The organism is Pseudomonas sp. G(2018) (assembly GCF_005502415.1).
Lineage (GTDB): Bacteria > Pseudomonadota > Gammaproteobacteria > Pseudomonadales > Pseudomonadaceae > Aquipseudomonas.
Genome location: NZ_SCOO01000043.1, coordinates 1 through 15,141, shown reverse-complemented (window position 1 = coordinate 15,141; position 15,141 = coordinate 1). Strand labels below are relative to the sequence as shown.

Here is a 15,141-nt window from a genome sequence, read left to right as displayed (position 1 = left end):
ACAGGGGTACATGGATGCGTTGGCTGCAATCGAGACGTTTGCATTACTGGCTAGGCGCAACAGCGATTGCGTTCATGCTGTTTGCATTACTGCGGGTAGTGTTCTTTTTCGGTTTTTCCGGTTTCGACGCCAGTGCGTTGAGCGACGAAGATGCCGTTCTGGAAACCCTGGGTATCGGCTTTCGCTTCGATCTGCGCCTGGCCATCCTGGTCATGCTGCCACTGGCGTTGCTGGCCTGGATTCCACGCTGGAACCTTGTCGGCAGCCGCCTGCTTCGCCGACTGGGACGCGTGTATGTCGCGGCCGCCATCGGCGCCCTGCTCCTGATCTATATCGTCGATTTTGGCCATTACGCCTATCTGGGCGTGAGGATCAACGCCACCGTCCTGCGCTTCATCGAAGACGCGCAAATATCCCGTGACATGGTCTGGCAGACCTACCCGGTCATCTGGATTTCTCTGGGCTGGCTGGCGACGGTCGCACTGGTGACACTGGCCCTGGTGCGCCTGGAACGCGTGACGCTGGACCGCGCCCGCAAAGCCATCCACCCGCTCTCCGTCACCTGGGGCAGCACGTTAATGGTCGTGTTGGTGCTGCTGGGTATCCTGGGCCGCGTCGAGAACATGAACCTTGAAAACCCTGTCCCGTTGCGCTGGAGTGATGCGTTCTTCTCCGGCAATAACCAGGTCGCGGCACTGGGCCTGAACCCGGTGATTTTCTTCTACGACACGGTCAAGGTCGGCCAGTCGCGCTATGACGAAGCGCAGGTGCGTGAGCACTATGCCGTGATCTCCAAATACCTGGGGGTCGACCAGCCCGACCCGCAAACCCTGAACTTCGTCCGTCATCAGGCGCCACAGCCCTACAAGGTATCGGGTTCGCAGCCGCCGAACGTGATGTTTGTCATGCTTGAATCGCTGGGCACCAGTGCCGTTGGAGCCTATGGCAACCCGCTCAATCCGACGCCCAATATCGATCGTCTGGCTACGCAGAGCTGGTTCTTCGAGCACTTCTATGTGCCGGTCACCGGGACCGCGAAAACCGTTTGGGCCAGCATCAGCGGGGTTCCGGACGTCACCCGCCAGGAAACCGCGACGCGTAATCCGTTGATCACCAAGCAGCACACACTGATCAATGCCTTCACCGATCACGAGAAGATCTACACCATCGGCGGCAACTCCGGTTGGGCCAACATGAACGCCTTGATCCGTCAAAGCATCGACGGGGTCCGCTTGTACGAAGAGCGGGACTGGCAATCCCCGGTGGTGGATGTCTGGGGAATTTCGGATCTGGATCTGTTCAAGGAAACCGACAAGATCCTGCAAGCCCTGCCCAAGGACAAACCGTTCTTTGCCTATGTGCAGACGGCCGGCAACCATCGTCCCTTCACGATTCCCAAGACCAATGACGGATTCGAGGTCAAGCACCCTACCCTGGCTGAAGTTCAGGCCGCGGGATCGCGCAGTGTCGAGCAGTACAACGCTGTGCGCCTGCTGGACTTCAACATCGGACGCCTGATGGAAATTGCCAAGGAAGGTGGTTGGTACGACAACACCATTTTCGTGCTGTTTGGCGACCATAACACCCGTATCGCCCAGATCCCTTTCCTGGCACCGGCTTATGAACAACTGGGCCTGGAAAGCAACGCGGTGCCAATGATCATCCACGCACCGGGCCTGCTCGGCACGCGGACCGTCAAGGAGGCCGTCGGCCTGGTGGACTTGCTGCCAACCGTGGCCGGCATGGCCGGCGTTGAGTTCCGCAACAGCGGCCTGGGGCGTGATATCCAGCAGCCTGCGCCCGAGGGTGAACGCGTGGTGCCGCTGGTGTTGCGTGAAGGCACCTTCCCGTTGATTGCGGGGGTCACCCAGCACTACATGGTGCAGATGGAACACGACGGCAGCTCGCCGACGCTGCACGACCTGGCTTCGCCGACACCGCTGGACAACGTGGCCCAGCAAAACCCTGAAGAGTTCAAGCGCCTGGTTGAACTGACCCGGGGCATGCATGAAACGTCGAGATTGATGCTGTACCAGAACGTGCGCAAGTAACCCTGTCGGGGCCGGACGACCGTACCGGCCCCGATTGCTCGCCCCCTCCGCTTTTGCAATTCCTATCTCTACCCTCCCCGAACTAAAGCCCATCGGTCGCGCCTCCCGTGTGCAAGCTACAATTGCTCACCTGCACACTAGAGCCGTCACGGAGCGACCATGTTCGCCAGCCTGTTGGTCATCTTCACCTCATCCCTGGTCGTCATTGCCCTGTTCCATCGCTTGCGCTTGCCGCCGGTGCTGGGCTATCTGTGCGTGGGGCTGATGGTCGGACCGATGGCCTTCGACTGGGTAAAAGACAGCGACGCATTGCCCCTGATTGCCGAAATGGGCGTGGTGTTTTTGTTGTTTTCCTTGGGGCTGGAATTTTCACTGTCGAAAATGATTGCGCTGCGCCGGGTGGTGTTCGGCTTGGGCACCCTGCAAGTGCTGATATCCGGGGCAGTGTTGGGCGCCTTGTTGATGCTGGCAGGTGTGCCGACGGCTGCGGCGTTTTTACTCGGTGGCGGTCTGGCCCTATCCTCTACCGCCATTGTCAGCAAGGAACTGGGGAGTCTCGGCGAAATTTTCAGCAGCCATGGCCAGAACGCTATCGGTGTGCTGTTGTTCCAGGACGTCGTGGCCGTGTTATTGCTGACGCTGGTCCCGGTCTTCGCCGGCACCAGCGATCAAGTCTGGTACTGGGCGCTTCCCCTGACGCTGGGCAAAACGCTGGTACTGTTCGCAGGGCTGTCCCTGCTCAGTCGCTGGGTGGTGCCCCATTTGTTTCATGAGGTGGCTGCCGCGCGTTCCGCCGAATTGTTCGTATTGCTGGCGCTGGTGATCGTGCTGCTGACTGCGGGGCTGACGCACCTGATCGGTCTCTCCCCTGCCCTTGGCGCTTTTCTCGCCGGCATGCTGCTGGGGGAAAGCCATTACCGGCATCAGATCGAGGCCGATATTCGCCCGTTTCGCGACATTCTGCTGGGCGTGTTTTTTGTCAGCATCGGCATGTTGATCGACTTGCGCCTGTTTGCCAGCCACGGCGTGCTGATCCTCGGACTGACCCTGGGGCTGTTACTGATCAAGGCCGGCGTGGTCGCGCTGTTGGTCAAGTGGCGTGGCAGTGACAATGAAACCGCCTGGCGCAGCGGCCTGGCCCTGGCGCAGGGCGGCGAGTTCTGTTTTGCGTTGATGACGCAGATGCAGCAGAACAATCTGATGCCTGCGGATCTTGGCGGATTGTTGCTCGCCGCGACCTTCTGCTCGATGCTGGTCACACCATCGCTGCTGCGCATGGCCCCTCGCATCGCCGCACACTTGCACCACAAGCCCAACGAAGAAGCCAGACTTGAGGAAATCACTGCGCTCAACGCGCAGGCAAAAAAGCATGTGCTGATTTGTGGTTATGGTCGCGTCGGGCAATCCATCGGGCGATTCCTGCTCAACGCCGAGCAGACTTACGTCGCACTGGACAGCGACCCGGTGAGGGTCCAGGAAGCTGCAGTCGCGGAAAGTACCGTGCACTACGGTGATTCACAGCGTGCAGACCTGCTGTCCGCCGTTGGGCTGGAGCGTGCCAGCCTGCTGGTCATCGCCGTCGACAATACCAGCACCGCCCTGAAAATCCTGCTGGCGGCACGCCGAATCAACCCGAGCGTGCCTATCCTGGTGCGTACTCGGGATGACGATCTGGGTCTCGAGTTGAAAGCTGCCGGCGCCAGCGAGGTGGTGCCCGAACTCATGGAATCCAGCCTGATGCTTGCCTCGCATGCGCTGATTCTGCTGGGTTATCCTCATCAGGAGGTGCAGGAGCGGGTCGACAGGATCCGCAGTGACCGCTATCAACTGCTGCACGGGTTTTATCCCGGCGCCGAGGATGAGGAGTCCTGATTCCGTTCGCAGTGCCCTGGAAAGCCTGATTCGGTCCAGCGGTTACAAAACCCGCACCTATTGCAGCGCTCTGGCGTTTCTCGACGCGGATGTACTGGCTGAAACCCATTGCCTGATTTCCGATATCCAGATGCCGGGCATGAGCGGTGTAGAGATGCATGAGCAGCTCGTCGCCATGGGTATCCCCATCCCCACTATTTTTATTACGGCTTGCCCTGGAGCGGCGCCTTCGGTGAGTGCCGAGAACCCGGGGCTGGTAGCCTGTCTGCCAAAACCCTGTGACGCCGACAGGTTGCTCAATTGCATCGAAACCGCCCTCCTTCAGCGGCACTGAGAACAAGCAGAACGCCTCACTGCGCTTAACGCCGAATCAAATCAAAATCCCGTCCTTCGCACTTTTGAATCAACAACCACGCTGGAGCACTGGTTTCTGAAGTAATGCTAGCTACGCTTCCTTGATCGACCTTGATGGAGCATGGGCATGGGCGGCGTCACATTTTTCGGTGGTAACAGCTTGCCGATCGCCTGTTTTCTGGGGATTTTCGGCCTGCTGGCCGGCTGCGGCAAAGAACCGGTGTCCCCGGCGCGCAAGCCTCCCGATGTCACCGTGATGACGGTCACAGCCCGCGACACACCGGTGACTTTCGAATTCGTCGCCCAGACCCAGAGTTCCCGCGAAGTGGAAATCCGCGCTCGCGTCGCCGGTTTCCTGGATCGGCGGCTGTACACCGAAGGCGATTTGGTAAAAGCCGGGCAAACGCTGTTCCAGATGGACCGCAAACCCTTCGAGGCCGCGCTGCTGTCGGCCCAGGGACAGCTGGCCCAGCAACAGGCGCGCTGGGAAGTGGCCAAGGCTGCGCTGGCCCGTGTCCGTCCACTGGCGGCGCAGAACGCGGTCAGCAAAATGGATCTGGACAACGCCGTCGGCGAAGAGCGGGAAACCCGCGCCGCCGTACTGGCCGCAGAGGGCGTGGTACGCACCGCACAGCTGAATCTCAGCTACACCACCATCACCTCCCCGCTTACTGGCCTTTCCAGCTATGCGAAAAAACAGGATGGCAGTTACGTAACACCGGGTGAGTCGGGCCTGCTGACCTCGGTGTCACAGATGGACCCGATGTACGTCAACTTCAGCCTCTCGGAAAACGAAACGCTGAAATACCGCGACGAGATCAGCGCCGGGCGACTCAAATTCCCAGCCAGCAGCGATTTTGAAGTCGAAGTGGTGTTGGCCGATGGCACCGTGGTGCCTGATCGCGGCAAGGTGAATTTTCTCGCGCCATCGTTCAGCCAGGAAACCGGTACCTTTCTGGTTCGGGCGGTGCTGGCCAATCCGAAAGGACTGCTGCGTCCCGGTCAGTTCGTCAGGGCGCTGGCCAAGGGCGCTACCCGGCCCAATGCCATTCTGGTGCCGCAGAAAGCGGTACTAGAGGGGGCCAGGAGCCATTTCGTCTGGGTGCTCGATGCCGAGGGCAAGCCCGAACAACGGGTGGTCGAAGTGGGTGAATGGCAAGGCGACAACTGGTTTATCAGCAAGGGCTTGCGCGCCGGTGAGCGCATCGTGGTCGATGGCGCGATCAGGGTCACACCGGGAGGGCCGTTGAATATCGTCGACGCGGCCGGCACCACTCCGCCACCCGCCGCCGAAGGCGAAACGGTGAAAGCCGGTACGAAAGGTGCAACCGGCGGTAAAGCGCCATGAGTATCTCCCACTATTGCATCGACCGGCCGATCTTCGCCTCGGTGATTTCCATCATCATCACCCTGGCCGGGGCTGTGGCCATGCTCCAGCTGCCCGTTGCCCAATACCCGGACATCACGCCACCGCAAATCACCGTCGCGGCCACCTACCCCGGCGCCGATGCGCAGGTGGTGGCCAATAACGTGGCCGCGCCTATCGAGCAACAGGTCAACGGCGCCGACAACATGATCTACATGAACTCGTCGAGCTCCGCGACGGGCAACATGACCCTCAACGTGTTCTTCGAGATCGGCACCGACCCTTCCCTGGCCCAGGTGGATGTGCAGAACCGGGTCAACCTGGCCCTGCCGCAACTGCCGTCCGCGGTGCAGAGCCAGGGCATTCAGGTGCAGAAGAAGTCGTCAGCCTTCATGATGGTCCTGGCGGTGTACTCCGCTGGCGACCGCTATGACAGCACCTACGTGGCGAACTACGCCAACCTTTACATCCTGGATGCGATCAAGCGCATCCCCGGGGCCAACCAGGCCAGTATTTTCGGTACGCCGGACTACGCCATGCGCATCTGGCTCAAGCCTGACCGCATGGCCCAGTTGGGCATCACTGCCGCCGACGTGCAGAAAGCCGTGGCCAACCAGAACCAGCAGTTCGCGGTCGGCCGGGTCGGGCAATCCCCCACGGGGCAAGCCGTGGAACAGTCGTTCGCCGTGACCACCAAGGGGCGCCTGACCGAACCGGTGGAGTTCGAGAACATCATCTTGCGCGCCAGCAACGACGGCGCCGCCATCGTTCGCCTCCGGGATGTCGGTCGCGCTGAACTCGGACAGAAAGACTACTCGCTGCGCAGCACCTACCAGGGCGGCCCGGCGACCTTGATTGCCGTGTATCAGCAACCCGGCGCCAACGCTCTGGACGTTTCCGCAGCGGTGACCAAGACCCTGGCGGACATGAAGGCGACCTTTCCGGAAGGCATCGAATACAAGATCGTGATGGATACGACAGCCTTTACCCGCGCATCGATTTCCGAGGTGATTCACACCTTCTTCGAAGCCCTGGTGCTGGTGGTCGTGGTGGTTTACCTGTTCCTGCAGAGCCTGCGTGCCACCCTGATCCCGGTGCTGGCCGTACCGGTGTCCATCGTCGGTACGTTCATCGGCATGTCGGCGCTGGGATTCTCGGTGAACATGCTGACATTGTTCGGCATGGTGCTGGCCATCGGTATCGTGGTGGACGACGCGATCGTGGTGATTGAAAACGTCGAACGCAACATGCACGTGCACAAGATGAACCCCAAGGATGCGGCCAAGCGCGCGATGGACGAAGTGGCCGGGCCGGTGGTGGCCATCGTACTGGTGCTGTGTGCCGTGTTCATCCCGGTGGCATTCATGGGGGGCATCACCGGCCAGCTGTATAAACAGTTCGCGATCACCATCGCCATCTCCGTGGTGATTTCCGGCCTGGTGGCCCTGACCCTGTCGCCGGCCCTGGCCGCCCTGTTGCTCAAGCCTCAACACGGCGACAAAAACGCCTTTTTCCGCTGGTTCGAACGCAGTTTCGAGCGCATGACCGAGGGCTACTCCAATGCGGTGGCCTTCATGATCAAGCGCTTTGTGCTGGCGCTGCTGCTGTTTGCCGGCATGATTGTGCTGATCGTATTGATGGGCCAGCGCATCCCCAGTGCCTTCCTGCCACCGGAAGACCAGGGCTATTTGCTGGGGGCCATCATCATGCCCGATGCGGCGAGCCTGGATCGCACCGGCGAGGTCGGCAAGGTGGCCAGTGACTTCTTCATGAACGATCCGTCCGTCGAAGGCGTGGCCATCGTCAACGGTTACAGCCTGCTGGACGGCCAGAACAAGAACAACGCCGCGGCCTTCTTCGTCGGCTTCAAGGATTTCGAGGGGCGCTACAAGGACTCGGACACCATCAAGGAACAGAGCGCCCCGGCGGTCATCCAGAAAGCCGCCCATGCGTTTTCCACGGTTCAGGGCGGGATCATTCTGCCGGTCAACCCGCCGTCCATTCCCGGCCTGGGCACCACCGGCGGCATGGAGGTCTGGGTGCAGAGCAAGGGCGACGCCAGCATCGACCAACTGGCGGAAATGGTCGGCAACCTCGTGGCCAAGGCCCGGCAGCGCCCGGAACTTGGCGCCATCACCTCCACCTTCAACGTGCACTCCCGGCAGCTGATGGTCGACGTGGACCGGGAAAAGGCCGAGACCCTGGGCGTGCCGGTAGAAGATGTCTACAGCGCCATGCAGACCATGTTCGGCTCGCTGTACGTTTCGCAATTCAACAAATTCAGCCGGCTGTGGCAGGTCATCCTGCAGGCCGAGCCGTCCTATCGTCTTAAGGCCGAGGACCTGCAACAGATCTACGTGCGCAGCAAAAACCTCGGCATGGTGCCGCTCAAGGCCGTGCTGACCACCCGTTATGTTACCGGTCCCGACCTGCTGACCCGTTTCAACAACTTCCCTGCGGTCAAACTCACGGCCAACGCGGCGCCCGGCTACAGTTCCGGCCAGGCGCTGGCAGCCCTGGAGGAAATCAGCGCCGAGATCATGACCAATGACTATTCGCTGGCCTTGAGTGGTGAGGCGTTCGAGGAGAAAAAGAGCGGCGGTGCCTCCTCCCAGGTGTTCATCTTCGGCCTGGTGATGGTGTTTCTGATCCTCGCGGCGCAGTACGAAAAATGGTCCCTGCCCGTCGGCGTACTGCTGGCTGTGCCTTTTGCCTTGTTTGGTGCGCTGCTGGCGGTGTTGATGCGGGGCTTGAGCAATGACGTGTATTTCCAGATCGGCCTGACCATGCTGGTGGCACTGGCAGCGAAGAACGCCATCCTGATTTTCGAGTTCGCCGTATTGAACCGGGAAAACGGCATGTCGGCCTACGATGCGGCGATGACGGCGGCGAAGGAGCGTCTGCGGCCTATCGTGATGACGTCACTGGCGTTCATCCTCGGCTGTGTGCCGCTGGCCATTGCCGTCGGGGCCTCCGAGAACAGTCGCCACTCCATCGGTACAGGGGTGATCGGCGGGATGCTGGCGGCGACCGTGATCGCGATCTTCTTCATTCCCTTGTTCTACTACCTGGTGGAGCGGATGTTCGCGAAAAAGGACGAACCCCCAATATCCGCTCAAACGCCATCTGCGCAGCTCCCCGACGGCGCGGCGCAGAACCGGCATGAGGGGGACTGAGATGCGCAAGCCCCCTTTTCCACTGTTGTTGTGCCTGGGCCTGGCCGGTTGCATGGTGGGTCCGGATTACCAGCCACCGGAAATCGACACCCCCGCGGCGTATCGCTATGCGGACCAGGAAGCCAGGGACCTGTCCAACACGCTGTGGTGGGAGCAATTCCGGGACCCGGTCCTCAACGATCTGATCCGCACCGCATTGCTCGAAAACAAGGACATCAAGATCGCCGCCGCGCGGGTCGAGCAGTTCCAGGGCCGTTACGGCGAAACACGTTCGCTGTTGTTCCCGCAAGTCGGGCTCGGCACCCAGGGCCAGCGGGCCCGGTCGCCGCGGGACAACGGGCCGGTGCCGCTGGATTCCTCCGTAGACCCGGTGTTCAACAACTATCAGGCCATCCTCAGTGTGAACTGGGAACTGGATATCTGGGGCCGTTTGCGCCGCCTCAACGAATCCGCCCGGGCCGATCTGCTGGCCTCGGAAGAAGGTCGCCGCAGCGTCCTGTTGAGTCTGGTCTCCTCGGTGGCGTCGAGCTACGTGACCCTGCGCGATCTTGACCGGGAACTGGAAATTGCCCGCACCACCGCCAAGGTGCGTGGAGATTCCTACGAGATTTTCAAACTGCGCTACGGCGCCGGCACCATTTCCGAAATGGAACTGGCACAGAACCAATCCGAATACGAACGGACCCTGGCCTCGGTATCACAATTCGAACCGCTGGTGGCGCAGCAGGAAAACGCGCTGGCCGTTCTGCTTGGCCGCAATCCGGGGCCGATCATTCGCGGGCGTGACCTGGGACAACTGGTCCTTCCATCGGTGCCGGCGGGCCTGCCTTCGGACCTGCTGGAACGGCGACCCGATCTGCGCCAGGCCGAACTGAACCTGATCTCGGCCAACGCCTTGATCGGCGCGGCCAAGGCTCAGTATTTCCCGACGATTTCCCTGACCGGGCTGCTGGGTTCGGTCAGCAACCAGCTCTCGGACCTGTTCACCGGGCCCGCCGCCACCTGGTCCTATGGCGTGGCCGCGAGCATGCCGATCTTCACCGCCGGCGGCATCGCCGGGCAGGTGAAACAGGCAGAAGCGTTCCAGCAACAAGCCTTGCTGACGTACCAGCAGGCAATTCAATCGGCCTTCAGGGATGTGGAAAACGCCTTGATCGCGTCCAGTAAATCCCGCGAGCAGATGGCCTCCCAGGGCAGGCAGGTCGAGGCACTGCGAACCTATGCTCGGTTCGCGCGGCTGCGCTACGACAACGGTTACACCGACTACATTGAGGTGCTGGATGCCGAGCGCAGTCTGTTCGATGCCGAGTTGAACTACACCCGGACTCGAGCCTTGGTATTCACGTCCATGATTGATTTGTACAAGGCAACGGGTGGTGGGTGGGTGAGCAAGGTTGATGAGCTGACGGTGTCCGGTAAATAACCCGACTTGCACTACTGTAGGAGCCAGCTTGCTCGCGAAAAACCTAAAGGCGCCATTGGCCATCTGGTTTTACGCGTTATCGCTCACGTTCTTCGCGAGCAAGCTCGCTCCTACAGGTGGAGATTGCGCGCGGACTATTCGCGATCCTCCTGCTCCCACTCCACCGGATGAAGTTCAAGATAGCGGCTGACCGCCGCGCCCAACGTCGCAAAAAACGCGTCTTCGCCAAACCGCGCGAACAATCCGAAACGCTTGAGCTTGTCCTTGACCGGGTCTTTCATCTCGGCCACGCACAACTCGATGCCCGCCGCTTGCAGTGTTTCGTCCAGTTCGGCCAGCATGTCGGCAGACGTCACGTCGACACTGGTGACCGGCTCCGCCGCCACCACCAGCCAGCGCACGGGCGTCGGTGAGGCGGCTACGGCGTCCAGTACCCGGTCATGGAACAGTTCGGCGTTGGCGAAAAACAACGGTGCATCCCAGCGAAACAACACCAGGCCGGGGATCAGGCGCGCGTCGGGATACCGCTTGAGATCGTGATAGCCCTGCACACCCTCGGCCCGCCCAAGGACTGCGGAATACGGACGCCAGGCATCCCACAGGAATTCGATGACCGCGATGACAATCGCCAGGCCGATGCCCTCGATCGCCCCCAGCACCGCCACGCCCACCGTACAGACGATCGACAGCCAGAACTCCCAGCGCTGCATGCGGTAGATGCGGCGCAGGTCGCTGACCTCGATCAGGCCGATCGCCGAGGCGATCACCACCGCCGCCAACGCGCTGGTGGGCAGGTTCTGCAGCAGGTCCGGGGCCACCATCAGCAATAGGGCAACCGCCAGCGCGCCGACGACGCCGGTCAGTTGGGTTCTGGCCCCCGCCGCCTCGGCCACAGGCGTGCGCGATGAACTGCTGCTGATCGGAAAACCCTGGAACAAACCGCCAGCCAGGTTGGCAATGCCGAGCCCGACCATCTCCTGGTTCGGGTCAACATAGGTCTGGGTGCGCGCCGCGTAGACACGCGACAACACACTGGTGTCGGCGAACGAGACCAGGGCGACGGCGCAACCGCCGATCAACACCGGGACAATATCGGCGCGGGTGATCCAGGGAATGTCGAACGCCGGCAAGCCTTGTGGAAGCGAGCCAAGTACCGCCACACCCTGCGCTGCCAGATCCAGCATCCCCACGGCGACGGTGGCCGCCACCACAGCGATCAGGATGCCCGGCACGCGTTTTTTGTCCTTGAGCAGCAGGATCACCACCAGGGTCGCCGCGCCGACCGCAAACGTGACCCAATGCGTCTTGCCCGCCATCACCGCCGAAACGATGGCCCACAGGTTTCTCAGGGGACCGTCGGTTTCGATCGAGAAGCCGAATAGCTTGGGCAATTGGCTGATCAGTACCGTCAACGCGATGCCGTTCATGTAGCCATAGCGGATGGGTTTGGACAGCAACTCGGTAATGAATCCCAGGCGCGCCACGCCGGCCAGGATGCACACCGTCCCGGACACGATCGCCATCATGCCCGCCAGGGCCACCGCACGCTGCGGGTCGCCGCCGGACAACGGCAGGATCACGGCGAGGATCACCGCCGCCAATGACGAGTCCGGACCCAGTACCAGAATCCGGCTGGGACCGAACAGTGCATAGGCGAGCAGCGGAACGATGGTCGCATAAAGCCCATAGATGCCGGGTACGCCCGAGGCCACGGCGTAGGCGATACCGACCGGCACCAGCATGGTGGTCAGCACCAGGCCGGCGACGATATCGTGCTGCAACCACGCCATCTTGTAACTGCGCAGGGTTCGCAGCCCCGGCAACCAGCGGCGCCAGCCGGCTTGATCGGCGCCCGTCTCCTTGCGCGCGATCCGGCCTGGTTCCGGCAGCGGTGGCGAAGCATCTGAATGGCTCATAGCCCCTCGTCAAAAAAACGCAGATTCACTTGAACGGACCGCTCAGAATTTTTCCGGGATGCGCCGGAACGGGTAATCCGGTTCGCGGTAGCCGCCCGCTTTCTGCCGTTTGGGCAATTTCACTGGCTCGCGCGGCACATCTTTGTAGGGGATGCGGCTGAGCAAGTCGGTGATGATGTTGAGCCGGGCCCGGCGCTTGTCGTTCGAATCGGCCACCAGCCATGGCCCATAGTCGGTATCGGTCGCCTGGAACATGTCGTCACGGGCACGGGAGTATTCATACCAGCGGCTGTAGGACTTTAGGTCCATCGGTGACAGTTTCCAGATCTTGCGCCCATCCTTGATGCGCGCCTCGAGTCGGCGGGTCTGTTCTTCCTGGCTGACTTCCAGCCAGTACTTGAGCAGGATCACGCCGGATTCGACAATGGCGCGCTCCACCAGAGGAACCGATTTGAGGAACTTGTCCAGCTGATCGTCAGTACAAAAACCCATCACGCGCTCGACACCCGCGCGGTTGTACCAACTGCGGTCGAAGATCACCACTTCGCCGGCCGCGGGCAGGTGCGGCAGGTAGCGCTGCATGTACATCTGGCTCTTCTCGCGTTCGGTCGGCGCAGGCAATGCGACGACGCGAAAGACCCGCGGACTGACCCGATCGGTCAGTGCCTTGATCGTCCCGCCCTTGCCGGCTCCGTCGCGCCCCTCGAAGACGATACAGACCTTGATGCCCTCTTTAACGACCCACTCCTGCAACTTGACCAGCTCGACGTGCAAGCGCTGCAACTGATCCAGATAGTCCTGGTTCTTGAGTTTCGGGCTTTCTGCGGGCGGCTTCTTCTGCGCGTTTTTTTTATCTTTTGCCATGATCAATACCTCACGAATGCAGGAGACTGACAACCGACGGGACGACCCTGCGGTACGGCTACAGGCTCTTGAAGAATAATGTCTGTTTATCCGCCGAGCGCGATGATCGCGACAATCAGCAGCGAGCCGGCGATGGCCAGGGTAATGGCGCCCAGCAAGGGTCTTACACCTGCGTAGCGCGCAAGCATCCAGCCCGCCACGAACAGCATCCCGACACCGATCAGATTGGAGACGCGCACGGCCAGCATGGTCTGGTCCAGCACCATGAAAGGCACCACGAGCGGGAACGTCGAGAGTACGACCAGCAGGAACACGCCAAAAGCGCCTTTGAAATCATCAGCGCCAAGGCGCGGTACCGAGGCGGCGGGCGCCTCGAGCAAGCGCTGGCGCAACATTTCCAGCCCGTCGGCGCCGGCCGCCGAGGCGATACGCGGTGGCAGCGCATCAGCAATCAGCGTTTGCCCAGTGGTTGCATCCACGCCGCCGCGCAGGCTGGCAAGCAGTGTGCGGTTGCGGCTGCGCTCGATCAGCACCCGCAGCAGATACATGGCCGCATCGGCGAGCCCCCAGGCGAGGTTGCAGCCGAGCGCGGCGACCATCATGACCCGTTCAGCTTCCTGATCCGTTGTCACCACGCTGATCGTTCCGGTGAAGGTCATCGCCATGAGCAGGCCGAAGATCACCTCCGAGACGCGGTCGATGGGATCAAGTACCGGTGCGCGCTTTTTTTCTGCAATGCTTTGCATGGGTCCAACCTCGTCGGACTCGGGTCCTGGTGTTGCCGTCCGGCGCCCCTGCTAACCGATACCGAACCGCTTTTACGGGGTAGGCCGTTTCCAGCCCCACTTGAGTGTAGTTTGAAACCTCCGCGGCGCTCACAACGATAGAAGACCGTTGTACAGCCCATAGGCCGCCAGCCCTGCCCCCGAGATCACGCAGGTGAAGATGGCCTTTTCGATAGGGGTAAACAACGGCTGGCCCTGCTCATGTTTGGCCTTGGCGAACAAAATCACTCCGGGTGCATACAGCAATGCCGAGAGCAGCAGGTATTTCACCCCGCCGGCATACAACAACCACGTTGCGTAACCGAGCCCTACTCCGCCGATCAAAAGATCCTTGGCCCGTTCCGACGAAGCATTTTCATAAGTCTCGCCGCGCCCGCTCAACAGCACCGCATACGCCGCCGACCACAGGTACGGCACCAGGATCATCGAGGACGCGAGGTAGATCAGGCTGGTGTACGTACCGGCTGAAAACAGCGTGATCAGCAGGAAAAGCTGAATCATCCCGTTAGTCAGCCACAACGCATTGACCGGTACGTGATTGGCGTTTTCCCTGGTCAGGAAGGCGGGCATGGTCCGGTCCTTGGCCGTGGCGAACAGTATCTCGGCGCACAGCAGCGCCCATGACAGCAAGGCACCGAGCAGGGAAATCGCCAGCCCGATGCTGATCAGCAACGCCCCCCAGGGGCCGACAATGTGCTCAAGTACCGCTGCCAGCGACGGGTTTTGCAGGTTGGCCAATTGCGGCTGGCTCATGATCCCCAGCGACAACACGTTCACCATCACCAGCAGAGCCAGTACGCCGAGAAAACCGATGATCGTTGCCCGGCCGACATCCGTACGTTTCTCTGCCCTGGCCGAATAGACGCTGGCGCCTTCGATGCCGATGAAGACGAATACCGTCACCAGCATCATGTTGCGTACCTGGTCCATCACACTCCCGAAGCCGGGGTTGCTGCGCCCCCAGATGTCGCGGGTAAAGATGTCGGCCTTGAAGGCCACGGCAGCGATGACGATAAACATGATCAGCGGCACGACCTTGGCCACGGTGGTCAGCTGATTGATGAACGCCGCTTCCTTGATGCCGCGCATGACCAGAAAGTGCACCGCCCACAGCAGGACCGAGGCGCAGCCAATGGCAATCGGTGTATTGCCCTGGCCAAACACCGGAAAGAAATAGCCGAGGGTGCTGAACAACAGAACGAAGTAGCCGACGTTGCCCAACCAGGCGCTGATCCAATAGCCCCAGGCCGAGGAAAACCCCATGTAATCGCCGAACCCGGCCTTGGCGTAGGCATACACGCCGGAGTTCAGCTCCGGCTTGCGATTGGCCAGGG

Annotated in this window: 10 protein-coding genes; 6 read left to right on the top strand and 4 right to left on the bottom strand. The window is 61.2% G+C overall.

From position 1 onward, the window contains the following. Positions 1 to 14 precede the first annotated feature (14 nt). The 6 genes from FFS64_RS27650 (at position 15) to FFS64_RS27625 (ending at position 10,242) form a co-directional block, all read left to right on the top strand. Positions 15 to 2,051: an LTA synthase family protein gene (locus tag FFS64_RS27650; RefSeq protein WP_137807957.1), complete on the top strand. Its 2,037-nt coding sequence runs from the start codon at positions 15 to 17 to the stop codon at positions 2,049 to 2,051. Between the two features lie 159 nt (positions 2,052 to 2,210). Beyond that, positions 2,211 to 3,923, top strand: a complete 1,713-nt coding sequence (locus FFS64_RS27645; RefSeq protein ID WP_137807956.1) for a monovalent cation:proton antiporter-2 (CPA2) family protein — start codon at positions 2,211 to 2,213, stop codon at positions 3,921 to 3,923. Beyond that, positions 3,910 to 4,257, top strand: a complete 348-nt coding sequence (locus FFS64_RS27640; RefSeq protein ID WP_137807955.1) for a response regulator transcription factor — start codon at positions 3,910 to 3,912, stop codon at positions 4,255 to 4,257. The genes FFS64_RS27645 and FFS64_RS27640 overlap by 14 nt, the downstream gene beginning before the upstream one ends. Positions 4,258 to 4,404: 147 nt before the next feature. Beyond that, positions 4,405 to 5,625, top strand: coding sequence for an efflux RND transporter periplasmic adaptor subunit (locus tag FFS64_RS27635; protein WP_256660560.1), 1,221 nt, complete (start codon positions 4,405 to 4,407; stop codon positions 5,623 to 5,625). Further along, positions 5,622 to 8,819, top strand: coding sequence for an efflux RND transporter permease subunit (locus FFS64_RS27630; RefSeq protein WP_137807953.1), 3,198 nt, complete (start codon positions 5,622 to 5,624; stop codon positions 8,817 to 8,819). Before FFS64_RS27635 ends, FFS64_RS27630 begins: the two co-directional genes overlap by 4 nt. A 1-nt stretch (position 8,820) precedes the next feature. Then, positions 8,821 to 10,242, top strand: coding sequence for an efflux transporter outer membrane subunit (locus FFS64_RS27625; protein WP_137807952.1), 1,422 nt, complete (start codon positions 8,821 to 8,823; stop codon positions 10,240 to 10,242). Between the two features lie 134 nt (positions 10,243 to 10,376). On the opposite strand, the gene FFS64_RS27620 is transcribed toward FFS64_RS27625, so the two are convergent. The 4 genes from FFS64_RS27620 to arcD form a co-directional block, all read right to left on the bottom strand. After that, positions 10,377 to 12,158 carry a SulP family inorganic anion transporter gene (locus FFS64_RS27620; RefSeq protein WP_137807951.1) on the bottom strand — a complete coding sequence of 594 codons (1,782 nt, stop codon included), beginning with the start codon at positions 12,156 to 12,158 and terminating at the stop codon, positions 10,377 to 10,379. A 42-nt stretch (positions 12,159 to 12,200) separates the two neighbouring features. After that, on the bottom strand, positions 12,201 to 13,022 hold the full coding sequence (ppk2, locus tag FFS64_RS27615; RefSeq protein ID WP_137807950.1) for a polyphosphate kinase 2: 822 nt from the start codon (positions 13,020 to 13,022) through the stop codon (positions 12,201 to 12,203). An 86-nt stretch (positions 13,023 to 13,108) separates the two neighbouring features. Beyond that, on the bottom strand, positions 13,109 to 13,768 hold the full coding sequence (locus FFS64_RS27610) for a hypothetical protein (protein ID WP_137807949.1): 660 nt from the start codon (positions 13,766 to 13,768) through the stop codon (positions 13,109 to 13,111). Positions 13,769 to 13,897: 129 nt separating this feature from the next. Beyond that, a partial coding sequence (gene arcD, locus FFS64_RS27605; RefSeq protein WP_137807948.1) for an arginine-ornithine antiporter occupies positions 13,898 to 15,141 on the bottom strand: 1,244 nt, incomplete at its 5' end.

Coding starts and splice junctions, on each gene's coding strand:
- FFS64_RS27610 (WP_137807949.1), bottom strand. CDS start 13,768: ATGCAAAGCATTGCAGAAAAAAAGCGCGCACCGGTACTTGATCCCATC.
- FFS64_RS27645 (WP_137807956.1), top strand. CDS start 2,211: ATGTTCGCCAGCCTGTTGGTCATCTTCACCTCATCCCTGGTCGTCATT.
- FFS64_RS27635 (WP_256660560.1), top strand. CDS start 4,405: ATGGGCGGCGTCACATTTTTCGGTGGTAACAGCTTGCCGATCGCCTGT.
- FFS64_RS27625 (WP_137807952.1), top strand. CDS start 8,821: ATGCGCAAGCCCCCTTTTCCACTGTTGTTGTGCCTGGGCCTGGCCGGT.
- FFS64_RS27650 (WP_137807957.1), top strand. CDS start 15: ATGCGTTGGCTGCAATCGAGACGTTTGCATTACTGGCTAGGCGCAACA.
- FFS64_RS27620 (WP_137807951.1), bottom strand. CDS start 12,158: ATGAGCCATTCAGATGCTTCGCCACCGCTGCCGGAACCAGGCCGGATC.
- ppk2 (WP_137807950.1), bottom strand. CDS start 13,022: ATGGCAAAAGATAAAAAAAACGCGCAGAAGAAGCCGCCCGCAGAAAGC.
- FFS64_RS27630 (WP_137807953.1), top strand. CDS start 5,622: ATGAGTATCTCCCACTATTGCATCGACCGGCCGATCTTCGCCTCGGTG.
- FFS64_RS27640 (WP_137807955.1), top strand. CDS start 3,910: ATGAGGAGTCCTGATTCCGTTCGCAGTGCCCTGGAAAGCCTGATTCGG.